Annotated in this window: 23 protein-coding genes; 16 read left to right on the forward strand and 7 right to left on the reverse strand. The window is 48.1% G+C overall.

Going from position 1 to position 24,468, the window contains the following annotated elements; genetic code table 11:
- Positions 1-31: 31 nt before the first annotated feature.
- The 10 genes from U719_RS00815 to manA all read left to right on the forward strand — a co-directional run bounded on the left by U719_RS00815 (position 32) and on the right by manA (position 7,403).
- Positions 32-886 carry a polyphosphate--nucleotide phosphotransferase gene (locus tag U719_RS00815; RefSeq protein WP_023466684.1) on the forward strand — a complete coding sequence of 285 codons (855 nt, stop codon included), beginning with the start codon at positions 32-34 and terminating at the stop codon, positions 884-886.
- Positions 887-1,076: 190 nt separating this feature from the next.
- Positions 1,077-1,502 carry a DMT family transporter gene (locus U719_RS00820; RefSeq protein WP_023466686.1) on the forward strand — a complete coding sequence of 142 codons (426 nt, stop codon included), beginning with the start codon at positions 1,077-1,079 and terminating at the stop codon, positions 1,500-1,502.
- Positions 1,503-1,514: 12 nt separating this feature from the next.
- Positions 1,515-2,177, forward strand: a complete 663-nt coding sequence (locus U719_RS00825) for a Crp/Fnr family transcriptional regulator (protein WP_023466688.1) — start codon at positions 1,515-1,517, stop codon at positions 2,175-2,177.
- A gap of 12 nt (positions 2,178-2,189) precedes the next feature.
- Complete coding sequence (locus U719_RS00830) at positions 2,190-2,660, forward strand: DMT family transporter (RefSeq protein WP_023466690.1); 471 nt, start codon at positions 2,190-2,192, stop codon at positions 2,658-2,660.
- Between the two features lie 2 nt (positions 2,661-2,662).
- Complete coding sequence (locus U719_RS00835; protein WP_023466691.1) at positions 2,663-3,364, forward strand: YjjG family noncanonical pyrimidine nucleotidase; 702 nt, start codon at positions 2,663-2,665, stop codon at positions 3,362-3,364.
- A gap of 107 nt (positions 3,365-3,471) precedes the next feature.
- Positions 3,472-3,909, forward strand: coding sequence for a GNAT family N-acetyltransferase (locus U719_RS00840; protein WP_023466692.1), 438 nt, complete (start codon positions 3,472-3,474; stop codon positions 3,907-3,909).
- A 36-nt stretch (positions 3,910-3,945) separates the two neighbouring features.
- The gene (locus tag U719_RS00845) at positions 3,946-4,428 is read left to right on the forward strand and encodes a GNAT family N-acetyltransferase (protein ID WP_023466693.1); all 483 of its coding nucleotides are present in this window, start codon (positions 3,946-3,948) and stop codon (positions 4,426-4,428) included.
- A gap of 98 nt (positions 4,429-4,526) precedes the next feature.
- Complete coding sequence (locus U719_RS00850; RefSeq protein ID WP_023466694.1) at positions 4,527-5,594, forward strand: YcjF family protein; 1,068 nt, start codon at positions 4,527-4,529, stop codon at positions 5,592-5,594.
- A 40-nt stretch (positions 5,595-5,634) separates the two neighbouring features.
- Positions 5,635-6,276 (forward strand): peroxiredoxin-like family protein, encoded by a 642-nt coding sequence (locus tag U719_RS00855; RefSeq protein WP_023466695.1) that lies wholly within the window; start codon positions 5,635-5,637, stop codon positions 6,274-6,276.
- Positions 6,277-6,452: 176 nt separating this feature from the next.
- Positions 6,453-7,403, forward strand: coding sequence for a mannose-6-phosphate isomerase, class I (gene manA / locus U719_RS00860; protein WP_023466696.1), 951 nt, complete (start codon positions 6,453-6,455; stop codon positions 7,401-7,403).
- Between the two features lie 41 nt (positions 7,404-7,444).
- Here manA and U719_RS00865 read toward each other — a convergent pair whose 3' ends face one another.
- Positions 7,445-8,779: a sugar phosphate nucleotidyltransferase gene (locus U719_RS00865; RefSeq protein WP_023466697.1), complete on the reverse strand. Its 1,335-nt coding sequence runs from the start codon at positions 8,777-8,779 to the stop codon at positions 7,445-7,447.
- Positions 8,780-8,819: 40 nt separating this feature from the next.
- Here U719_RS00865 and U719_RS16370 point away from each other — a divergent pair, with 40 nt between their 5' ends.
- Entirely contained in the window at positions 8,820-9,431 is a 612-nt protein-coding gene (locus tag U719_RS16370) for a response regulator (RefSeq protein WP_023466698.1), read from the forward strand.
- Here the strand turns inward: U719_RS16370 and U719_RS00875 are convergent.
- From U719_RS00875 to U719_RS00885, 3 genes are read right to left on the reverse strand one after another with little or no spacing between them, the layout of a single operon-like run.
- Entirely contained in the window at positions 9,415-10,281 is an 867-nt protein-coding gene (locus tag U719_RS00875) for a glycosyltransferase family 2 protein (protein ID WP_023466699.1), read from the reverse strand. The genes U719_RS16370 and U719_RS00875 overlap by 17 nt on opposite strands.
- Positions 10,278-11,417, reverse strand: a complete 1,140-nt coding sequence (locus U719_RS00880) for a glycosyltransferase family 4 protein (RefSeq protein ID WP_023466700.1) — start codon at positions 11,415-11,417, stop codon at positions 10,278-10,280. Before U719_RS00880 ends, U719_RS00875 begins: the two co-directional genes overlap by 4 nt.
- 1 nt (position 11,418) lies before the next feature.
- The gene (locus U719_RS00885) at positions 11,419-12,597 is read right to left on the reverse strand and encodes a hypothetical protein (protein ID WP_023466702.1); all 1,179 of its coding nucleotides are present in this window, start codon (positions 12,595-12,597) and stop codon (positions 11,419-11,421) included.
- 49 nt (positions 12,598-12,646) lie between these two features.
- Here U719_RS00885 and U719_RS00890 point away from each other — a divergent pair, with 49 nt between their 5' ends.
- The gene (locus U719_RS00890; protein WP_023466704.1) at positions 12,647-13,819 is read left to right on the forward strand and encodes a glycosyltransferase; all 1,173 of its coding nucleotides are present in this window, start codon (positions 12,647-12,649) and stop codon (positions 13,817-13,819) included.
- A 48-nt stretch (positions 13,820-13,867) separates the two neighbouring features.
- Here the strand turns inward: U719_RS00890 and U719_RS00895 are convergent, their stop codons facing one another.
- Positions 13,868-18,313 (reverse strand): MFS transporter, encoded by a 4,446-nt coding sequence (locus U719_RS00895; RefSeq protein WP_023466705.1) that lies wholly within the window; start codon positions 18,311-18,313, stop codon positions 13,868-13,870.
- Positions 18,314-18,496: 183 nt separating this feature from the next.
- Between U719_RS00895 and U719_RS00900 the strand changes: the two genes are divergently transcribed.
- Together U719_RS00900 and U719_RS16795 are read left to right on the forward strand one after the other, a co-directional pair.
- On the forward strand, positions 18,497-19,339 hold the full coding sequence (locus U719_RS00900) for a neutral zinc metallopeptidase (RefSeq protein ID WP_023466707.1): 843 nt from the start codon (positions 18,497-18,499) through the stop codon (positions 19,337-19,339).
- 82 nt (positions 19,340-19,421) lie between these two features.
- Positions 19,422-19,589 carry a hypothetical protein gene (locus U719_RS16795; RefSeq protein WP_023466709.1) on the forward strand — a complete coding sequence of 56 codons (168 nt, stop codon included), beginning with the start codon at positions 19,422-19,424 and terminating at the stop codon, positions 19,587-19,589.
- Positions 19,590-19,650: 61 nt separating this feature from the next.
- Here the strand turns inward: U719_RS16795 and U719_RS00905 are convergent, their stop codons facing one another.
- Entirely contained in the window at positions 19,651-20,019 is a 369-nt protein-coding gene (locus U719_RS00905; RefSeq protein WP_023466710.1) for a nuclear transport factor 2 family protein, read from the reverse strand.
- A gap of 22 nt (positions 20,020-20,041) precedes the next feature.
- Positions 20,042-20,524: an Rrf2 family transcriptional regulator gene (locus U719_RS00910; RefSeq protein WP_023466711.1), complete on the reverse strand. Its 483-nt coding sequence runs from the start codon at positions 20,522-20,524 to the stop codon at positions 20,042-20,044.
- Positions 20,525-20,732: 208 nt separating this feature from the next.
- Here U719_RS00910 and cydD point away from each other — a divergent pair, with 208 nt between their 5' ends.
- Positions 20,733-22,463, forward strand: coding sequence for a thiol reductant ABC exporter subunit CydD (gene cydD / locus U719_RS00915; protein WP_023466712.1), 1,731 nt, complete (start codon positions 20,733-20,735; stop codon positions 22,461-22,463).
- Entirely contained in the window at positions 22,460-24,169 is a 1,710-nt protein-coding gene (gene cydC, locus U719_RS00920; RefSeq protein ID WP_023466713.1) for a thiol reductant ABC exporter subunit CydC, read from the forward strand. Before cydD ends, cydC begins: the two co-directional genes overlap by 4 nt.
- Positions 24,170-24,468 lie beyond the last annotated feature (299 nt).

The following is a 24,468-nucleotide window of genomic DNA, read 5'->3' on the forward strand; positions in this document are numbered from 1 at the left end:
CTTTAGAAGCAATTAAAGGAGGAGCCCTACCATGAAACTGTCATCCTATCGTGTCAAGGAAGGCGAGCAAGTCTCGTTTTCGAATTACCCGACATCAGAAAAACATGAGATTTCGGAAGCGGAATTGCGAGAGAAGCGGATTCCGAAAAGTGTCGAGACGTTACAAGAGTTACACTGGCGTTTACATGCCGAAGAGAAGAACGGCGTCCTCGTCATCCTGCAAGCGATTGATGCAGCGGGGAAGGATGAGGCAATCAGCTACATCTTTTCTAACTTGAACGCACAAGGACTCCGGACGATTTCCGTCAAAAAACCGTCGGATACGGAGCAAAAACATGACTATCTATGGCGGATCCACGAAGGACTACCGGAAAAAGGGGAAGTCGGTATCTTGAACCGCTCCTATTATGAGGAAGTCATTGCGCCACGAATCCATGATTTGCTCGAGGAGGAAGAAAAGCCGGATGACGGAGATGTCTGGCAGATGCGCTATCGCCAAATCAATGACTTTGAACGCTATCTCGTCGAGAACGGCTTCCGGGTCGTCAAGTTTTTGTTCCACGTCTCAAAAGAGGAGCAACGGCAACGATTGTTGACTCGTCTGAAGGATCCAACGAAAAACTTCGAATTCTCGTTCAGTGATATTGAAGAACGCAAGCACTGGGACGAATACCATGAGATTTTTGCTGAGCTTGTCTCGGCGACGTCGACATCGTATGCACCGTGGTACATCTTGCCGGCAGATGACGAATGGTATTCGCGTTATATCGTTACTGAAGTCATGAATGAGGTCCTGAAAGAAATTGATCCGCAATATCCGAAGTTGTCGGAAGAGGATCAGGAACAACTAGATGAAGCGATTAAACGATTGGAAGAAGAAGCATAAATCATTTACACCAAAAGCGATTGTTCTCTTGCTGAGAAGAATCGCTTTTTTGATACACTTGGCTTTATATGAAATCCTTTTTAGTCAACATAAAGTCTGAACTTCTAAATATCTCAGGACAAATGTCCTGTTCAAATCAGATGGACTCTCGTTAAATGAAAGTATCATGGAACAGGAGAGGAGTATGCACATGCGTGGTGTCTTATTTGCGATTGCGGGTGGCTTTTTCTTAACGCTTCAAAGTGTCGCTAATGCCCGGATTAGTCAAACGATCGGGACGTGGCAAGCGGCGACGATCACCCAGATGACCGGGTTCATCGTTGCGATCCTCTTAGCAATCGTCTTACGGGATCGCAGTTTTTCAGCGATGCGACGTGTCAAACCGCTCTATCTGGCAGGGGGAGCCTTTGCGGCAATCATATTATTCAGCAACATGACGGCTGTCCACCGGATGGGCGTGACTTTGACGATTTCGCTCTTTTTATTGGCGCAATTAGCGCTGGCACTCTGGATTGACGGAAGAGGCTGGTTCGGCGTCATGAAACGTCGACTGCGGGGTCCGCAGATCATCGGCATCTTGATGATGGTAGCAGGCATCTTCATCTTAAAGAGCTAAGGAGGAGAAGAAGTGACGGACATTGTGACCTATTTGGAACGGTATCAGTTAATGCATGTCTTTGATGCATCACTACGCAAGGCGATGCACATCCAGACGTTCGCACCGGGTGAGGCTTTATGCCGACAAGGCGATGTTGCGCATGAACTCTACCTGCTCGTCGAAGGGAAATTGAAGATCACGCATATGTCGGCAACGGGGAAACGTCTCGTGTTGTCCTTCAAGCATCCGTTTGATCTCGTCGGTGATATTGAGTTCGTCCGAAAGATTGATTTGATGAACACGGTCGAGGCAGTGACACCAGTGACCGTCTTACGCATTGCCTATCCGGATTTGGAAGAAGCACGTGTCCATCATTCTGCCTTTTTATTATTTTTACTCGAGACGATCACGAAAAAGTTTGAATTAAAATCGCATACGCTCAGCTTCAATCTGTTGTACCCGGTCGAAGTTCGGCTCGCCAGTTATTTGCTGTCGATGACACCTAATACGGATGCTTTTGCGAGTAAGGAACTCGTCGATGCGGCAGATTTGATCGGGACGAGTTATCGTCACGTCAATCGTGTCTTACGCCAGTTCGTCGACGACGGATTGATTCACCGGACGCAGCATACGATTGAAATCATTGATCGAGACGGATTGATGGAGCGCGTTGGAGAAAGCATTTACGAATGAAAGAGGTGTGACATGGTTACGGGAATCATCCTTGCCCTTTGTGGGGGCATGCTCGTCTGTATTCAAAATACGTTTAACGCAAAAGTCAAAGAACACGTCGGCGCTTGGGCGACGACAACGTTAGTCCTTGGACTCGGGTTTCTCGCTTCACTGACGATTGGTTTGATCGTCGAAGGATCACAACTGTTTGCACTAAAAGAGGCACAAACCTGGTTTTGGTTCAGCGGGATCATTGGTGTCGGTGTCGTCCTCTGTGTGACGCAAGGCGTTCAACAACTCGGACCGAGTCGAGCGATTTCGATCGTCATGGTATCACAAATCCTGTTTGCCTTACTGTGGGATACGCTCGGCTGGTTCGGTTTACAGACTGTTCCGTTTACGTGGACGAAAGCGCTCGGTGTCCTATTGATTGGTGGCGGCGTGCTATTATTTCAACTGGGCGGGAAAACAACGACTGTACAACACGTACGAAAAGGAGCTTGACTATGTTTTACACGACGGTATTATTCGATATTGACCATACATTACTCGATTTTGAAGCGACGGAACGGATTGCCTTTCGCCGCCTGCTCGAGCAACAAGAGTTGCAGTGGACGCCGGAGCGAGAAGCGCGCTATAAAACACTCAATCAGGCACTTTGGAAAGCGCTCGAACGAGGCGAGGTGACACGCGAGGAAGTCATTCACTCACGGTTCATGACATTCTTCGCGGAAGAAGGACGGACGGTCGACGGACGAGAAGTTGACGAAACGTATCGTAGCTATCTCGCACAAGGAATAGAATTGATTCCGGGTGCGACGGCGCTGCTTGAGCAGCTAACCGGAAACGTCACGATGTACGTCGTCACGAACGGTATTTCGAAGACGCAACGCGCACGGCTCGATGGCGCTGGATTAACGGATTTCTTTGAAGCGATTTTCGTTTCAGAGGAGACGGGCTTTCAAAAACCGATGGCAGGATTTTTCAATCATGTGTTTGCGCGAATTGCGCAATTCGACTCGGCGCGAACGATCATCGTCGGGGATTCCTTGTCAGCTGATATCGCAGGTGGCAATCAAGCCGGTATCGCAACATGTTGGTTTAATCCAGACGGAAAATCAGCGACGGATATCAAGCCGACGTTTACGATTACGTCGTTAGCCGAACTACCTGCGGTGCTTGAAAACGCAGCAGTTCTTCAACAATGAATTAAACCAACCGATAGGAGAGAGAAGGAAAGGGGGCGATCACTGTGCAACGATGTGATCAACAGACGCTGGAGGGAACTCCCGTCTAACTAAAAGGGGAAATGAACATGATTCAACTTGTACCGGTAACAGCAGAGAACTGGGAAGCGTGTTGTGAGCTGACACTGACATCACAACAGCAAGACTTCATGGAAGCGAACGTCTATTCAATCGCGCAAGCGAAGTTCGAACCGAGCCTTGTCCTTCGGGCGATCATTGCAGGTGAAGCCGTCGTTGGTTTTGTGATGTATAACACGGAGCTAGAAGAACTCGACGGCTACTGGATTTACCGCATCATGGTCGATCAGACGCAGCAAGGGAACGGCATTGGACGATTGGCGATGCAAGCCGTGATTGACGAGATGCGCGTGTTACCTGCAGCGAAAAGAATCGTCGTCGGCTATCGACCGGATAATCAGGCGGCACACCGTCTGTATGCGAGTCTCGGCTTCATCGACCACGGGGATCGATTCGGTCGGGAAATGGCAGTGCGATTAGAAGTATAGAACTTGATAAGATGATGAACGAATAGAGGAGACACCATGTATATTCGACTAATGAAAGAATCGGATTATCCAGAAGTCGTTCGGATCTATGAACAAGGGATAAAGACGGAGAACGCGACGTTTCGCACGGAAGCATTACCTTACGAAGAATGGACGAAGCATCACCACGCACACAGCCGCCTCGTTGCGATGGAAGACGAGCAACTGCTCGGCTGGGTCGCGTTAAGTCCATTCTCTTCGATTCCGGCATACGCCGGTGTCGCTGAAATCAGCCTCTATATCGCGGAAGAAGCACGCGGCAAAGGTGTCGGCACACGCTTGATGGAAGACGTCATTCAAGCAAGTGAAGCAGCCGGAATCTGGACGTTGCAATCGCAAGTCTTTCCGGAAAATCAAGCGAGTCTACGCCTTCATGAACGATTTGATTTTCGCGAAGTCGGTCGCCGGGAGCGAATTGGTCAGCTCGGAGGCAGATGGCGCGATACGGTATTGCTTGAGCGACGCAGCACATATCTCTAAAATTCGGCAAGTGGACACAATGTTCCCTTGCCTTCTTTGTGTTGAAAGCAAGGGATAACGGGAAAAGACAGACAGCAGAAGAAGGGGGAGGGATCACGATGGATGATTTTTTTGGTGAAGGACTTGAGACCAATCAACAAAAGCGAAAACGCAAGCTGGAGGAAATCTTTGATCAGTCGTTTGAATCGGAGCGACGAGATTTCAATCAATCGCTGGAGCAGGACGTGACGGTTGCTCTGATCGGAGATGTCAATGCGGGAAAATCTTCGACCTTAAACGCGATTCTTGGTCGTGAAGTCGCAACGGTCGGGGCGCGCCCGGGTGAAACGGTCCGGATCGATCAAGTCAGACAGCACCCGGAAGATAAAGTCATCTTCGTCGATACACCAGGATTAAATGATGCCAATACACAGAACTCGGAAGCGACGTGGACGTACTATCAAAGTGCCGATGTCATCCTTTATTTTTTAAATGCGGCAGGTACCGTCTTATCTGAGACGGAGACGAAAAACTTCCGTAAGATCTATCAACATAACCAAAATGTCTTGATCGTCGTCACGAAGATGGATGCGACGGATGATGTCGACACGATCGTTCAGCATATTGCAGAAAAACTACCAGGACCCAAAATCATTCCCGTATCAGCACGAGAAGGAACGAACATTGATCGGCTCCGTCGGGAGGTCCTCGATATCTTAAAAAAGTTCGACAAGGATAATGTGTTCGTTCGTCAGATGGATCCGACCGTTCGTGGCAAGATCGCCAACAACTGGATTGTGGGTGCCGGAACAGCCGCAGGTGCGATTGGTGCCGTCCCGTTCCCGGGAGCTGATATCATTCCATTGACTTCAATTCAAATCGGCTTGATGCTCAAGTTATCGAATCTGTACGAACGACAGTTATCCAAGGAGAGTGCGAAGGAGTTGCTTGTCGTGACGATCGTCGGAAACTCCGGAAAAACCGCCTTTCGGCAAATGGCGAAGCTCGTTCCGGGGTATGGTGCCGTCATTGCCGCGGGCGTTGCTTCGACCGCCACCCTTGCACTCGGATATGGAACAAAATATGTCTATGAGAATAAGCTCGAATTAACACCCGAACAACTAATGAGGTTTGTGAAACGATTCCGAAAGAAGGCGGAGGAGTCGTCAGAAGAGACAAACGAGTAATCTCCCTGTTATTCTATACAGCAATAAAGGGGGAGAACATATGACACGATTACTCGAAGAAATCAAACAGTATCAATCGGAATTCCGACAAAAGGCACCTGCTGAGAAACAACGGTTGATGGCGGAAGCGACAGCTGAACTCGCTGCTTCTGGTATTGCTAAAGGTTTAGATGTCGGTGATACGATTCCACACTTTACGTTACCCGATGTATCCGGCAAGCCTGTGGCGATCGAGACATTACTCGAGCAAGGTCCTGTCATCTTAACATTCTACCGGGGTGGCTGGTGTCCATACTGCAATCTCGAGCTTCGCGCGTATGAACGGGAAATTGATCGTATTCGTGCGCTGGGAGCGACTGTCGTTGCAATCAGTCCAGAGACACCTGATTTTGCTGAACAGACGGTAAACAAGAATGCGTTAAGTTTCCCTGTCTTAAGTGACATTGATCTATATGTATCCCGTCAATTTGATTTGGTGTTCGACCTGCCAGATTATCTGATTGAGATTTACAAAGCATCGGGACTTGATGTAGCGAAGCACAACGGAAATGAGGATTGGCAGTTACCGAAACCGGCGACGTTCATCATTGATACCGATGGTGTGATTCGTTTCGCTGAAGTATCATCAGATTATACGAAACGCGTGGATCCGCAGACGATCATCGATTATCTCGAACAATAAAAGAGCTAGCAAACTGTACGAAAACCAACTCCTAGTGATGCACTAAGAGTTGGTTTTTTTATGATTCAATCTGTTTTATTTGGATAATATAGACATAAAAATGGGTATAAAGAGGTAACCAAACGTATAGATGGAGGTGAAGCGTCGCTCCTACTCTATCGGGAGTCCGCGTCGATATGTATGCCATTCAACCAATTTTCAAAGAACGAATTTGGGGCGGTCGACGTTTAGAGGCGTTGTTTCAGTTTGAGTTACCAGAAGGACAAATTGGAGAATGTTGGACAGCATCTGCTCACGCGAGTGGGCGGACGTACTTCTTAGATGGACCTGATCAGGGGAAGACGCTAGACGAATTATGGCAAACGAAACGGACAGAATTATTCGGTGATTATCTGCTGGATGCCTTTCCGCTTCATGTAAAATTTCTGGACTCGTCCGCCTACTTATCCGTTCAAGTCCATCCGAACGATGAGGAGGCACGACGGCTAGAAGGAGAACCATACGGCAAGAATGAGTGCTGGTATATCTTAGAGGCTGCACCAGAGGCAGAAATCATTCTTGGTCACAATCTACAATCACGAGATGCCCTGTTTCGGTGCGCTCAAGAAAAGGACTGGGAGACGTCACTTCGGCATCAAAAAGTTAAACCTGGCGAATTCTATTACATTCCGAGTGGTACGATCCACGCTCTAGGACCAGGCATCGTTCTTCTTGAGATTCAACAGATGAGCGATCGAACGTATCGACTATATGATTACGACAGATTAGGAGATGACGGGAAACCGAGAGAATTGCACGTTGAGAAGGCAATCGCTGTCACGACGATTCCAGATGAGCCGTGGACGAACCAACCAGAGACGATCATCAAGGAAGGGGGTGTCATGACGAAGTTGCTTCAAGTACCTTCCTTTACGGTGATCCGTCATGAAGTGATCGGTCGATATACATTACATGATCATCCAGTCTTTCGTTTGTTGACTGTCATCGAAGGTAAAGGAGAAGCGCGGCAAGGGAATCGCGTGATTCCCTTACAGAAAGGAAAACAATTCTTTGTACCGCGTCGAGCGGGAGATTACGAAATAGCGGGATCCGTCACATTCGTGACGAGTGAAGTGTTTTTAGATTAGAGCAGACGAAAGGGCACCGATAGGAGGTGCCCTTTCTAACATCATGGTTTGGAACGAATCGAGGTCGGGAGCGGATAGTTATCTTGCTCCGTCCAATCGATGGAATATTTAATTTCAATCATGATCAGATCCTCTAGTGTGGTCAGCGTATGCGGAATACCTTGTGGGATATGCACGACAGAAGTGGGTCCAAGTTGCTGTGACTGACCATCGATCAGTGCCTCAGCGCGACCTTGTAAGATATTCCATGTCGAATCGGTATGCGCATGATAATGATGACTGATTTGCTGATGTGCCTTGATATGCAGCCGTCGGGTCACGGCATAACGCCCGTCCTCTAGTTGCTGTTGATGTAAAATCGTCGCATAGCCCCAGCGTTTCCATTCAAATTGTGGTGGCAAAGTGTCATCCGTCAAATATTCTTTTAAGGCAGGTGTCTCGTCTTTGGACGCAACGAGGACACCATCTGGACTCACCGACACGATTAAGTTATCAAGTCCGATTCCAAGGACCGGAACCTGTAATTCATTGACGATATGCGTATTTTTCGAATGGAGCATCCGGGCGTTTCCATGAAGCGGATGCGGCATCTCCTCCGTTAATGTATTCCATGTTCCGAGATCTTTCCAGTAACCATCATACCGATGAACGAATAAAGAATCGGTCTTTTCAACAACCGCATAATCAAATGACGTCTTTTCTAATGCATCATAGTTCGAGTGGAGCGCCTCGAATGTCGTCGGCACAGCTTGTTCTTCTAGACACTGCATCAAGAAGTCAAGGCGACAGGCAAAGACACCACAGTTCCATAGTGCACCTTGTTCGATTAAGTCACTCGCGACTTCAACAGTCGGCTTCTCTTGGAAGCGATCGACGATGGACACATTTTCGGAAGTCTGCGGAATGATATAGCCATATTTTGATGTCGGATGTAACGGCTCGACCCCCATTAAATGAAGTGCATCCGGATGTTCTTGGACGGCTTGGTCCAGTTGCTCGAAGCGTTCAAAGAACGATAGTTCAACGTAAGGATCGACCGGCATGATGATGATCGTCTCTTCTAAATCAATTCGTTCTGCGAGATAACTTGTCGCAAGCATGATCGCAGGGAACGTATCGCGACGTGACGGTTCTTGAATGATGGAAGTACGGAAGCCTAGCTGATTTTCGATTGCATCGACTTGTGAACTCGTCGTCGTAATGACAGTCCGGTCGTCCAGACCGACTTCCTGAAGCTGCTGAAAGACGCGTTCCATCATCGATTGTTTATTGCCATCGCGATCTTCCAGGATTTTTAAGAACTGTTTCGAGTTCAAATCGTTCGAGAGCGGCCAAAGCCGTTTTCCGGATCCACCTGATAGTAAAAGAATATACATTGACGACCATCCTTTCTTTTTAAAACGGAGGCGATAGCATATGGCACTTTATCTATTAGTTGACTCACATGAACCGACACGACGGATTTTACGTCGTAAACTACTGGCAGCGGGACAAGACGTACAAGAAGCAGGATCAGGAGAAGAGGCATTGGAACAACTCAGCAATTCCGACGTTGATGTCTTACTGACGGAACTTCGACTTCCAGAAATGGATGGTGTCGAGCTGTTGCGTGCTGCTAAACAACAGGCGCCGTTAACGAAACAAATCGTCTTGACGGACTATATGCAAGTCCATACGTTGCTGGCAGCTGTGAACGCAGGAAACGTCAGTCGGATGATGACGAAACCGTTGAAAATTGACGATCGAGTTCTTAGTATCATGACGCGCATCGGAGATGAGGTCGTGGAAACGAAACAACGTAAACGGAATCTGGGGCAACATTTTACCGATGTGTTAATCAATTCAAATCGTCCGTATTGTCTCTTTTACGAAGATGGATCAATCGTTAGTCAACGTGCCCTAACGATTGATCATCATGAACAGATTCTAGAAGACCAAAATGGTATTCATCGCTTCGAATTTCCAACGCAGTTCGGAACGTACATCCTCTATCAATCGCTGACCGGTAGTCTTACGAAACCCGTTTGAAGAAGAGGGATTCTACACCAATAAAGCTAAGACGCAAGTACATGTAGATGACGCCAACGGTTAACAGCGGATGACGGCTGTATTTTCTTAAATTAGCCTGATGATAGAGAACAGGACGGAAAAAATACCAACGTCGTAAGGCTTTCATGAAGCCACCCTGTTCTGCGTCAAGCGTCGCGGGCATGACATCAAAGTAATAGCGTTTCTTTCGAAGCAGGTCGTTTAATTCGACCTGCTTTTCATTGTGGTGCACATAGGTGAACGTCGCACGGCGAATGATCCCGCCTTGTTCCAAATAACGAATCGTCGGTTGCGTCTCTTCGAAACTGATTTGCGTTGGATCAATCTCGCCCGAGGCGACGTACGCTTCGAGCCGCCAGAAGCGCGCGGCTTCCATCGTATGCGTGTCGAGTTGATCCGTCGGAACATTGAACAGGTTACGCTCAAAGACCTTCACTTGACTGAAGTAATTATCATAATCGCTATATGCACGTTCAGGAATCACAAGAGCTCCGACATCTAAGTGCGCTTCAAGATACAAGAGGCAGCTTTTTAATAGCTGTTCTTCGAGTACCATATCGGAATCAATGATGTAGAGATAATCGACATTGTGTTGCTTCAAGCGATCAATCGCAGTCTTGCGGGCGATACCTCGTTCACCGTGCGGAAGCGAGAGCACTTCAAATCGCGTATCATTTGCGGTTAACCGACGCATCGTCGCGACGGTAGAATCGGTCGAACCATCATCCGCGATGACACAAAGGAAAGAAGCATGTTGTGCCTGAAGTGAGCGGATCGTTTCCGTGATGATTGCTTCATTTTCGTATGTGGACATAGCGATTCCAATCATGAAAAATCCTCCTTCAGTGCGACGGGTATCAATTCGCGTTGCAACCAGTTGCGAAACGCTTGACCTGTATGATCCCAGTGCAAGGTCTGAGCGAAACGATGACCGGCTGCTTGAATCATTTCGTATTCTTCGGGGTCACGTAAGCAAGCCCGCATCTCGGCAGCAAGAGCACCCGGGGTCTGACTTTTGGCCATGTAACCAGTCATACCATACTGGACGGCGTCACGCAGTCCAGGTGCGTCATAGACGATCGTTGGTGTACCGACAGCCGCCGCTTCACTGACCGTCAGACCCCAACCTTCTCGTTTAGAAGGAAACAGGAGCGCCGTCGCGCGACTCATCCGTTCGAGCTTTTCTTCCTCACTGACGAATCCAAAATAGGTGATGGCGTCACGCATCTCTTCCGGGACGATTGGATGAAGGTGCTCGATGATATACGCCTCGTCTTTTTTTCCGATAACCCAGAAACGAGCGTCAGGGTACTCCCGTTTAACGATGACGAAAGCTTGGAGTGCATCATTGATTCCTTTATAGGCCGACATCCGTCCAGCGTATAAAAAAGTCGGATGTGCTTCTTTCGGCTTCCAGTCTTCTTCGTTCCATGGGGTAAAGGAGAGACCTTCCGGTAGAATCGTCACGTCGTCCTTGGAGAAGCCGACAGCAAGTAGATCGTCTGCCGTGGACTGACTGACCGTCAACGCGCGACCGGTCCGGTACAGCTGCAGACGCGGTGTCTCCGTCCATTCGCCGACGTATGAAAACGGAGGACGAACATTGATTTGCCAGATTTCACGTGTCAGTTGATGAATGAAGAGGGCACGTTTCGCTAATGGAACATACAAGGGTGTGAAAAAGTGATGTGTGTTCATCTGATCGACGACTAAATCAATCGTCGCAGCATGCGACTGATAATAAGAAAAGGCGAGCGGAACGACGGAAAGCGCAGTACCTCTCCGGATATAAGTGATTCCGTCCAAATACTCGACATCGTGTCCGCCTTCGAATGCGGGAGAAAAATGAGTGATTTCATACTCATCACTGACACGTCGGAGCATCTCGTGTGTGAATACTTCTGCGCCACCGGCTTTCGGATGTTTGATATCGCGCCAAGATAAAAAAAGTAGATGGGGTTTCATGTTATGCCTCCTTCACGGGATCGGGGTGTCGAGGTAAAGTGAAACGTAAAATCAGGGCGCCAAGTAAAAAGACACCTGCTTGTGCAAGCAACCAAATCTCGACGGTCGAGTGAAATGTCGTCAAGACAAGGACGAACAGAATCAGAATCAGCCAATAGCCTTTCAAGTAACCAGTTCGATGTAGGGAAAACTGGACGAGTGCTTCGTATTGAATCAATGTGATGCCGACATAAACGAAAACCATATATTTGATGTAATGAGTTGCCATGTCATAGCCGCTCCCAAATAGAAGCGGAATCAAGTAAGGAACGATCGTCCAGTACACCAAAACAGCAAGAGCCATTCCACCTAATAAGATGCGGTAAAAGCGACGCTCCCAAAGAAGAAAGGCTTCGTCCTGACTTTTTTGGCTTAAGCGTGGCAACAACAATTGGGCGAGTGATAACGCAACGAACAACAGGAGTTGACCAAACCGTAAGGCAACGGAATAATCTCCAGCTAATTGCGGGAAGTAACGGGTGACGAGAAGACTATCGAGAGTGAAAAATAGTGTCATGACGACCTGTGTATGGATCATATGGACGAGTCCGTTCGCATGAATACGCCCGCTACTAACCGGGAACGTGACTTGTATCAGACTTAATAGATAGGACGCGATCATGCCAGCCAAGATGAACAACAGTGCATAACTGACGTTCGTTTGTTGAATCAAAAGCCATGTGGCTAGGACTTTGACGACGGATTCGATGTAATACGAGAGGTTCAGGGCATAGAAGCGTTCGGTCGCTTGTAAGACACCACGACGAAAAGAGAGAAGGATATGAAACACGATGATGAAATAAACAATTAGTAGGTTTATTTTGGTAAAGGGCAGGAAATAAGGTAATGCATAAAGTAAAATAAGTAAGAAGCACCCTGTAACCACCAGTATACGAAAACGGAGCTTTTGGTAATCATTTGTCTTCTGTTGACTGTAGTCACGCGTCACGGTCCATTGTAAAGCGCCACCGATGATGAGTAGAAGACCTAAGAAAGCTAGATAAGCATTCAGTAATCCGTAGACAGCACTAGAAAGCTCACGGGCTAATAGTAAATGATAGGCATAGTTCACGAGATTCAACGCTACATCGAGAATCGGAAAAATCAACAGGACGGCATGTCGCTGAATGAAACTTGTCATGGAGCCACCTCCCATCAGTCAGAGCTGTTTTACGGAAAGGATGAAACTTATGAGTCAAGGACATATTGCTGTTTTTACCGATCACTCTCGGCATATTCCATACGAATCATTGATTTCCTATTATCCAGTTTTGTTTTATACACAACCTGGTAGATGTCCTGCCTCGTTCGAACAAATCGCCAGCACTGAAATTCAAGAAGCGGAAGAACACGAGATTCTGTTGTACGTCGTCGACTATAAAACGCGTGAAGAGGAGATTGCGATCGCCAATCAGATTCGAGCTGTACGTCCACGATCTAAAATCCTGTTGATTAAAGAAGCGATTCGTTTAAAGGGAGATTTCCCGTATCATACGGTTCAAGGAGACGGGATGCTTCGTCTGTTTTCTTATCGCCCAGCCTATCCGAATGAATTGTTTGCTGAAATCCAGCATATCATCCATCCTGAATATCCCATTTTAAAGGATACTATAGCCTTTATATTGCCAATATTTAACGAAGAGAAACGTTTTAATTATGTAAAAGATTTTTTAGAGTCGCTTGCGACCTTCATCAGCGAAGACTATATTCACGCTTCGATCAATTTCTTTGATGATGCCTCATCGGATCGATCGAAAGCACTCTTACAGGAGTACCGGTCGATCGTCATGGAAGCGACCGATACGTTGTTCACGGTTGGATATCTCGAAGTACATCAGGTCGAACAAAATACACGGAAGGCCGGTCTGTTCATCGAGGGAATGAAAAACGTCTCGAGTGATTATTATGTCTTCGTCGATGCGGATAACTCGTTTCGGATCGAAGACATCGCACGGCTGTTAACGATCGCCCAGGAAGGATATTATGACATCGTCGTCGGGACGAAGGATTTGACGATTGAAGACCGTGGAGCCGTCCGGCGTTTCATGAGCTTTGGAAAACGAAATTTGACACGGTTCTTCTTACCAAAAGGGGTGACTGATTCGCAGACCGGTCTAAAGATCATCAACCGACGGGTCGTCCATCGTCTGTTGCCTTATCTACACGTCGAGAGTGGTCTCGCAATCGATTTAGAGCTGATGTATGCAGCGAAAAAAGAACGATTACGGGTCTACCAACAACCCGTGACCTGCATCGAGCGCGAAGGATCGCACGTCAATCTCGTCAAGGATTCCGTCGCGTTCTTGAAGACGATGGTCAGCCTGTATCAGCGCCACCGAAAAGAGGAAGTACCGGTCAAATGAAAAGGACAATGGGGATCCGTGGGATCTCCATTGTCCTTTTTCGATACACTATTTCTGGTTTCGTTTCAGACGAGGAAGACGTTGCTTGAACACGGACAATAGGCGTTGTCGGATAGCCAGACCACGATTGCTTGTCATGAAATAAATCAACAAGATACTAAGTGGGAGCGCTAAGACGAGGATGGTCAGTCCGGCGTAATAAATCGGACGCAACACGACGGTCACATGTGCCGTCTTTTCGTTCGAACGATACAACTGACTGACGCCATTTAATGCCGTGTCACCACGCATCACTTCCTGATCTGTCTGGAGTTTAAATAACGGTGTCGGAGAATCATTGACCGTAAAGCGACCGAGTGGTGCATCACTGTTTATATCCCGTCCCATCTGTGAGGTATCGACGTCAAGCGCACGGGCAGGTTCTGTTGCGAACAGCGTACCGCTTTGCTCGGAGAGAACGAGTTGATCGACTAGAATCAGTTGATCGTACGGTAACACTTCTAAATTCTTCAGACGCAATTGCCCAGCCTTTTTCTCATTTCCGCGCGTCCAGATATGCAGTTGCATCCGGGCGGTCTTCTTCGGTGGAATGACGATTTGTTCGTAATGGTTCCACTGCTTCTTTTTCTTTTCTTCGACTTCATTGATGAAATCCGTACCGATGACACGATCATCTTTATCTAGGTAATACACTTTGAGGTGTCGTTGACGGACGTTCTTGCTGACAGCGTCGAACTGAATCAAATATTCGTGATCCGGTTTTACCTTCATTTTTTGTGAGGCATATATATACCAATCGCACGAGCAGGTCGGCTCGTAATCAATCGTGTAGCCATCTTCAGTCTCACTCGCGTCGAACATATCATCCGTAATCGAGACACACGTCGCACAATTCGCTGCCGCTTCCGGTGCGGCGAGAGCTTTGTCGGTGACGATCTCGTTTGGATCGAACTTGTGTAGATCCTTCCAATCGACGAGTGACGGCACCTTGCTCGCATAGGATAGTTCTAGCTGATAGCGTCCATTCTCGAGTGGGATATCGGATAACTTCACATCGTATAACGCTTGGTAGACGTCACTCAACTCCGTCATCCGGTACGGGAACGCTAAGTGTAGCGGATCGTACGTCACCGTCTGATTACCGATCTGCTGTTGATGTTTTTGACCATTTAGAATATCAGAACGAGACAAGGCGCGTTCGAAGACGACCTGTTTTCCGTCTCGAATTTTGACAGTGATCCGACCATCGTTTCCTGGTGGCGGAGTTAACATCAATTGGAGTTGATAGTCAGTCGCTTCGCGAATATCGATTGAACGCTGTAAACGTCCCCGTTGCGCAGCGATTCCTTTCCCAAAGCTTAGTCCAGGATAGTTTCGTTCCGACTGCAAGTGACCGGTGTAATCGAATCCGGTCTCTGCCTCGAGTACCATCAAGGTCTTCGTGAAGGCAAGTGTATCGTCGACGCGTTTTCGTAAAGAAGTCAGCTTTTCTTCCGGAATCAGAACGATATTTTGGATCGCATTAAAGCCTTCCGTGTTCGTCACACTGAGCGTCGCAGGACCGCTCGGCGTCGTAAACGAACCGAGCGGAACCCAAGCGAGTTTAGCACCAGATCGTTGTCGAGTTGGAATCGTGACGCCTCGTTTATTGAAGGTTAGATCCAGTTGTCCACCTTTTTGGTTCAGCAGCACACGGGCAAACCCAGCGTAACGACCGGCTGGCAAGTCTTTCGTCATCGTAAACGTGTTCGGAATCATATAATCCTCATAGCTGAATATTTTAATATCATGGACCCACCAATACGTTTTCCGTTCAGGACGCTGGAAGCTGAGTAGATCAATCCGCATCGTTTTTGCGTTTCGTGGTGTGACATATTCACCTTGCAAGTGAATCGCGTCGACATCACCGGAATCACGCGGAGCGACGACGTACGTTTGATTCAGCTCGCGATCCTTCGCATCAAAGAACCGGACCTTGACGTGGAGCCGGTCGACCCCGCGACCGCTCGCTGTAATATCAAAGCGGTAGGCGTTATTCGGTCGTGCAGGTAGCTTACCGGATTTCGCGACTTGCCAGATGTATTTTGGGTCGCCTTCTGCGACTTCCGCATGAAGGACAGGCAGGTTATTATCTTTTGACATCGGATTCGGAGATAAGTCGACGATGTCTGGGTTATCGGCTTTGAAGAACGTCTCATCCTCAAGCATCGAATTAAAGGAGGCGACCTGTTTCGCCTTTAATCCGTCTAATTTGTAGACCGGCGCGTCAATCCGGGCGGAAGCAAACGAGAGACCGATCCCATCTCCAAAATCGAGGTCAAACGACGGGTTCGTCATACCTTGCGTCCGCAAATACCAGCGCCAGTCATTATTTCGGAGGAACGTCTTACCCCAGTTTAGGAAAGCATTCGCTGAATCAATCGCTTCGAATGGTTTCCAGTAGTATTCTTCCGGTACCTGACTGAGAACAAGATCATTTTCCTCGACCATCTCAACGATATCACCCTTTTTCATCCAAGAGAGACTATCCTGATGTGCTTGTGTCGCATACAAAATCGATTGACGACCGAGGTTGTAGCCATCCAGTGTCGGATAACTGATTGACCGTTCGAGTCCATAAGGGGTCAAAATCAATTGTGGAACGGTTCGGGTGTCGAGCGGTGCAATCAAGTCGAACAAGGTGAACAAGCCGACTTGTTTCGTTTGTACGAGATCACGTTGTTCCTGTAGAACCTTTAGATTGAAGTCTTGTCGGTCCTTCATCCCCGTGTACTCATCCCGGTAAGCGAATTGTTTCAGTCCGAATGCTTTCGCGATCTGTCCGGCTTGTTCCGACCGACCGGTGTCGAGTAGATATTGCATGAACGTCATCATGTAACCAATCGTCGGCGACGCTCCTTCATGATGAAAGACGGTATCGTGTGCCGACGTATAGACTTGCACGTCACCTGTTGCTTTGATTTCGCCACCTTTTCGTGGATTTTGATTCCAGCGTGGAGTCGCGATGCCGGTACTCGGTTGCGTCATCTCGTCTGCAATCGGGAATTGCAACCATTTCCCATCGACTTCTTCTTGGATAGCCGTGTACTCATTAGGCATTTTGACTGGATGATAAAAACCTTCCATATAGACAGTCCGGTAAGGGAGGAAAAAGCAGGCGACGACGATCAGCGTACCGATGATCGAGATGACCCGGTATAACTTCGGTGGAATCGTCCGGGACGCACGGATAAAGACGGCATTTAATCCGACGGCGAGCAACAAGCTGTAACTGACCATCAAGAGACCAACTAGCTTATTCGGATCGCGGAACATCGCACCAATCAACGGTGTCTTCGTCACGAACAGGACAAACGCATCGGCAACTTGTTCATGGGTACCGGTCGCAAAGACGATCAGCGGAATCGCAAGCAGACTAAAGAACAGATGGATCGGTTGCCGATACGCGACGACGGCTCCTAGCAAGATGAGTAAAAGTGTAATCGCGCCAGCAATCCAAAACGTCAGCGGTAACGTCGTCAAATCAAACATCGGCCACCAGTAGCTCGTTAAAAATAAAACGTTCGTCCAGCTCGAGTGTCGGCTGAACAACATCAACGTATCAGAGACATTGATATTGTGTTGTGAAGCTTGTGATCCAGTCAGAATCGAGCCGACGTACATCAAGAACCAATATCCATTGAATAGTAGAAAAACGAGACCAAACGCACAAGTCGCCCGAACATAAAACCACAGTAACGACGACCAAATCCGTTCTTTGCGACGCGTCCAACTTGTCTTTAAGAAAATGAGTCCGACCATGATTCCCATATAGATCAGCGAGAAAAAGAAATAATGGATCCCCGCCGCCATGAAGGCAAAGACGATCGATAGTCCGGTGATATCAATCCATGTCCGTCGACTCAATCGATCAGACAAACGGAAACCAGGATCGAGCTGTTCCCGAAACTTCGGGTCGAAGATGTTGAAGAACAACATCAAAGCGTAAGGGAAGACGGAATAGCCACATAATAAATAGATATGTTGAATCCGCGTAATCACCCACGGGTTCAAGGCATAAAACAACGCGGCAATCGCAAAGGCAATCAGTGAGAGATAAGAAAAGTGCTTCGAGACATAAACCGAGTGGAGCCGTTTCGTAAAAGCGAACATCGATAAAGCAGAGATCGTCAACAGTCCGATGATGAATGACTTGATCAAGACGGGACCGGATGAGCCAAACAATAGACTGAGTACATAAAACGGTAGGATGTAGAGCAATCGTGCGACATTCAGAAGCGTCGTCGTGCTCCAGCGGTTGTTCCAAGCCCCATAAATTTCTTCTAAGTAGCGATGGGAGGACAGTCCGAAGGATAGATCGCTAAACGTCACCATACCGGAACGAAACAACGGGAAGCTATAAATTAGGATGAATACAAACATACCAGATAGGACAAGGATGTCCTTACGGTACGTATGCATGAAGTTCTTGAGGTGTTGACGGAACGAGTGCATCGGACAACTCCTTTCTGCGAAAATCCGTGCTGAACTTCTTCTCTACAGGAGGGCGATATTCCTAGAAATGGATGTACTTATTTTAGCAATGAATACGAAAAGGAACGTCCATCCTAAGACGGAGCGTTACGGACGAATGCTTTCGGGTAAAGACCTACAACGAAACGAGTAGGAGGAAAGCGCATGAAATGGAAGGGAAGAGAACGGAGTTCAAACGTTGAGGATCGGCGAGGAATGGGTGGGAAAGGAATCGCCGGCATCGGTGGTGGTGTCGGAATCATCCTGCTGATCGTCATCACCTTGATGGGCGGTAATCCAGCTGAGTTACTCGGAGACTTAACCGGTGAGGATCAGCAAAATACGACGTACGAAGAAACAGCACAGGAAAAAGAAGCAGCGGACTTCGTCTCCGTCGTTTTAGCGGATACGGAACGGGTCTGGACGAAGGAATTCAAAGAAGATGGTAAGACCTATAAAGAACCGAAGCTCGTCTTATATACGGATCAAGTCAGTTCGGCTTGCGGACAAGCAGGGAAGTCCGTCGGTCCCTTTTATTGTCCCGGTGATCAGAAATTATACATCGATTTAAGCTTTTATGACGAACTACAGACGAAGTACGGGGCACCGGGCGATTTTGCGATGGCTTATGTCATTGCGCACGAGGTCGGACACCACGTCCAGACGTTACTCGGAAAGTCGGATGAGATCATGCCCCTTCGAGAGCAAATGAGTGAGGAGAAGTTCAACAAGTACCTCGTTCGATTCGAACTACAGGCCGATTATTATGCCGGCGTCTGGGCGCATCATGCGCAAGGCGAAAACTTGCTCGAAGAAGGCGATCTTGAAGAAGCGTTGACGGCAGCGAATGCTGTCGGGGATGATACGTTACAAGAGAAGGGACAAGGATATGTCGTACCGGAGAGTTTCACCCACGGCACATCGGCGCAACGAGAACGTTGGTTCCAAAAAGGCTTTGATAACGGCACGATCGAAGGCGGAGATACATTCAAAGCGAAGAATCTATAAAACGAAGCAACGACAGTCCTTTGAAACATCTTCCAGTCATTTCCGTAAAGAAGAGGGAAGGATTCAAAGGGGAGTGTCGAAGTTGAAGCACATCAGTCTATTTCTATTGCTCTATACGGCTGTCGTCGGATTGACGTACATCGTGTCACGATTTGCGCCAGACTTGTTGGTCTACATGGTCTATTTCGCCATTGCATCATTACTTGTCATCACAGGCTATTTGTTGAAACGACTCGTAATGAAACGCTAAATACCAAAAAACCTGTGTTCTGCTTGCGCGGAACACAGGTTTTCGTTATTTAAAAGCCATCTTATGAACGGAACATCGTCGGATCATCTGGAACGTTCTCCAGGTAAGCGATCCGTCCGTTTTCATCGAGACGTGCAATATCTTTTCCGTCTTGCGTGAAGACACTACCGTCTGCCCGTTTTCCGCAAACTGCCCAGCGTGTTTCATACGTTCCGGGTGTTGTTTCTTCCCAGCCTGCATACATATGCTTAATATCCTGATTCGCCGTGAACACATGACGGACGAACTGTTTCCAGGCGTCGATGCCGTGCTTTGGTTGTCCGTTCAGGACGAACGTGATGTCTGTCGTGAATAAGGAAACGAGATCCTCAAAAGCTTGTTCATCTGTGCGTGACGCGTCGAATAAGTCGAAATAACGATTCAATACCATAGTAAAAACCTCTTTCTGTTCATTAAAGTGTCATCATCCGGTCTGTGATTAACGCATGCAACCGTTCTAAATGCTCCGGTGGACAGGAGGCGTCGATTGCTTGACGGATCGAGCCAATCGATTCGCGCTTCAACGTCGATTGCCACGCCTCTTCCGCCTCTGTCATCAGATTCGAGAGTAGACCGATTTCCTGTTCCTGAATTCCCATCAAATCCTCAAAGACACCGCTTGACGCATACAACGTCTGCTTGCCCTCGATCGCTTGATAAATGTCAAAGATTTGAATTTCCTCTGCCGGACGTCGTAAGCGAAAGCCACCTTTGACACCGGGTACGGAATACAATAGATCCGCCTGGACGAGTTTTCGTAAGAGCTTTTGAAAATAAGTTGGCGAGGCACCGAGTTGCTGGCTGATGAATTCACCGGGCAACACAGCGCGATCCGGAAGGAAGGTCAAAAGCAACATCGCATAGACGGATTGCTCGACCCCGGTTTTCATTTGCATGAGAAGTCCCCTTTCGTTAAACGTGGATAATGTATATCCATAATAGTTTCATTCGAAAGAATTGTCGAGTTTTATGCTCTCACAAAACCGTCACACCTTTTCGACAGCATCTGCATGGCATCCCCGTTCCGGATTCGGTATACTAAATGTACGATATGTGAAAATATTCACTAAAAGTCGTTCACACTTTGTGAAAGGACGTTTGTATATGAATCCATTAAAAGGAATCGTCCAGATTCCACGCAGTATTCTCATTCAATTCATTATTGCAGCTTTCCTAATGGGGGTTGCGGTCATCGGTCAATCGTATGGTATCGTGTTGACGGTCGATCGGATTTTCCTAAAGGAACAACCGTTTGAAGCCGTCATTCCGTTACTACTCGTCGTCCTCGGGATGCTGTTGCTCCGGGTCGCCGTGACGTATTGGAACGGTCGTCTCGGTACGACGTTATCGGCACACATGAAGCAGGCGCTTCGGGAAGCACTCGTCGCGAAATACACAGGTCGTTCGGTCGAGATGATGCTACAAGGGCAAGCGGGACAGAAGGTCAGTGTTTTGCTCGACGCTGTAGACGAGATGGACAGCTATTATAGTCAATACTTGCCGAAAGTCGTCCAGACGACGATTGTTCCCTTGATGGTCTTGATCGCGGCATTCAGCTATGACTGGATCACCGGTCTCGTCATGATGATCACAGCACCGTTCATTCCGTTGTTCTATATCATCATCGGCATCATGACGCAAAAGCGGGCGGATGCTCAACTCGAGAAGATGACGGCATTCTCGGGAACGTTCCTTGATACGTTGCAAGGACTGACGACCTTGAAGTTATTTGGTCGTGCGAAACGACAACGTGACGTCATCGAAAAAAGCAGTCTTGATTTCCGGGATGCGACGTTAACGGTCTTGAAGCTCGCCTTCTTGTCGTCGTTGATGCTTGAGTTCATCTCGATGCTCAGCATGGGAATGATCGCACTTGAAGTCAGTCTACGCTTGATTCTGTTCCAAAGCATCACCTTCATCCCGGCATTCCTGATGCTCGTATTAGCACCAGAGTACTATCTTGCCTTAAAAGAGATGGGTGCTGCCTTCCATACAGGACGCGGTAGTGTCGCGGCAGCGAAACAGATTGCAACCGAACTAACGGCAGACGATCGTCCTGTTGCCTTTGGTCAATCAGAACTTGCGATGAACCGTCCACCACGAATCGTTTTGGATGAAGTTGATTTTACGTATCAAGAAGGACGTTTTGCCTTACAAGACGTGACACTTTCGATTGAACCGTATCAAAAGGTGGCGTTGATTGGTCGCAGTGGTGCCGGTAAGTCGACTGTCTTACAGTTGATTGCCGGACTCGCGGATCCAAAAGAAGGACGGATTCTGCTCGACGGGATTAATCGCAGTCAGGTGGAGGAAGCGAGCTGGTTCCGTCAGTTGAGCTACATCTCACAGCATCCGTATCTGTATGCCGGAACGCTGGCAGAAAACATCGCGATCGGTGAACTCCGTCAAGCGACGCCGGAAGAGATTTTTGAGGCGGCGCAGGCAGCAGGGCTCGAGGAGCTGATTGCGACGTTACCTAAAGGGATCGACACGGTGATCGGAGAAGGTGGACGTGGTCTATCAGGTGGCGAGAAACAGCGCGTTGCGTTGGCACGAGCGTTCTTGAAACGACCGAACGTCATCGTCTTTGATGAACCGACGACAGGACTCGACGTCAAAACGGAGCGATTGCTTCAACAAGCGATCGAACAGCTTGGACAAGCAGCGACAGTCATTACTGTCGCACACCGCCTGCATACGATCGAGCGCTCAGATCAAATCGTCGCCCTCGATGGCGGACGAATCGTCGATCGTGGCACTCACGATGAACTGCTTGGACGTGATTCGGAATATGCTCGGATGCGCAGCGTCCAGAGAGGGGAGGAAACACGATGAAGGAACTACTAGGAGTCTTTCGGTTGATGGTGCATCAAAAACGCGATATCGCCTGGTCGATCTTCTTCGGTGTCCTCGCCGGAGTGACAGCGGTCGGTTTATTCGCAGCAAGTGGATACCTGATTTCAAAGGCAGCCTTGTTGCCACCGATCCAGACGCTTGCCGTCTTGATTGCGCTGCAAAAAATCTCGAGTCTGACGCGCGCCGTCAGTCGGTATGCGGAACGCTATTATTCGCACCGGGCGACGTTTACGATCCTTAGTGATATCCGGACGTCGTTCTACCGGAGACTCGAGCCGCTCGCGCCAGGAATTTTCGGCAAATACCGGAGTGGGGACTTACTTGCTCGGATCGTCGGGGACGTCGAAAGTCTGCAAAATACGTTCTTACGTGTTCTCTATCCACCGATCGTCTTGTTGCTTGTCTTCTTCTGTACGATCTTTTTCGTCAGTTTCTTCTCGTGGACGATTGCTGGGATTCTATTACTTGGTTTGATTCTGACAGGTTTCTTGATTCCGGGTTGGTTCGCGTACCGCGAACAACGTTTCGCACGCTCAGTTCGTGTCCGCCGTGGTGACTTGTCGACAGAAGTGACAGAGTTGTTCCAAGGCTATCGTGACTTAAAGATTTACCAGCAACTGGATCAAAAAGAACAGGACTTGAATGCCGTAGCAAAACGGTATGTCGAAGAAGAAAAGCGTAATGGGTTACATGCCGTCTCGAACCTTGCTTTGAATACGATGGTGACGCTAATCATCTCTTGGCTCGTTCTTGGTGTCGGTGCCTATCTCGTCGCGAGTGGACAACTCGAAGGTGTCTTCCTCGCTTTACTCGTCATGACATCGCTGACGGTCTTTGAGAATGCCGCACCGATGGCGATTTTACCAGGCTTCTTTGAAGATAGCCGCCATGCTGCGAAACGACTCGATGAAGTCGTGACCGAGCAAGAGGAGCCAATCTATGACACGTTCGTTCTCGATCAGGCACCATCCTTTGAAACGAATGCATTGACGTTCACGTTCCCTGATGCACCTCGCCCGGTCTTACGTGACGTTACCGTCTCGATTCCTGCCGGCAAGAAGACGGCAATCGTCGGGGCGAGTGGTTCTGGGAAATCAACGTTACTTCAATTGATGTTACGGATGTATCCGACTGACGGATTAACGATTGCTGGTCAAGATAGTCGGACGGTTGATCCGGAAGGACTTTGGCAACACGCAAATGTTGTCTTGCAACAGAATCATTACTTTTATGGAACGCTTCGCGATAATCTATTGCTCGCAAACGAAGCAGCGACGGATGAGGCGATGCGTCAAGCGCTTGATGATGTCGGATTAACGACGTTCGAATTAAACGATCGTGTATTTGAAAAAGGCGAGAACTTGTCTGGAGGAGAAAAACAACGCTTAGCAATTGCGCGTGTGCTTTTGCGGGAAGCGTCGCTTTACTTGCTTGACGAACCAACGTCTTCCGTCGATGCTTTGACGGAACAGATGATTCTCAATCGACTGTTCGCACGGGCAGCAGACGCGACACTTGTCCTTGTTAGCCACCGGTTAGCAGGTCTTGAAGCGATGGATCAAATCATCGTCATGGATCAAGGTCACGTTATCGAAGTCGGAACATATACCGAATTGATGGCGCGACAAGGAGCGTTCTATGAATTAAAACAAGTCGAACAGTCTGTGTTTGCTCCGATTGGCTAATAAGTAGTAAAAGATAGAGGGTAATCAACAAATGTTTGACGAACAGAAGGTCGTTTTCCGAATGAAAAATCGGAAAGCGACCTTTTTTGTTAAATGGGAGAAGAAGCAGATTCATCCTCGACTCCTACAGGAAAAGAAAGCAACAAAGTAGCTTTCGTCAGGGATAGATAAGACCCGGCAGATCGCAAGAAATGCGAGTTGTCGCGGCTTATCTCCCGCCTGTGGAAAGCGAGGATGATATAAGCGGATAGTTTCTTACATCACACTACTTTTTCATGAAATAAGGGAGAACCGAAAAA

This window comes from Exiguobacterium sp. MH3 (assembly GCF_000496635.1).
Taxonomy (GTDB): Bacteria; Bacillota; Bacilli; order Exiguobacteriales; family Exiguobacteriaceae; genus Exiguobacterium_A; species Exiguobacterium_A indicum.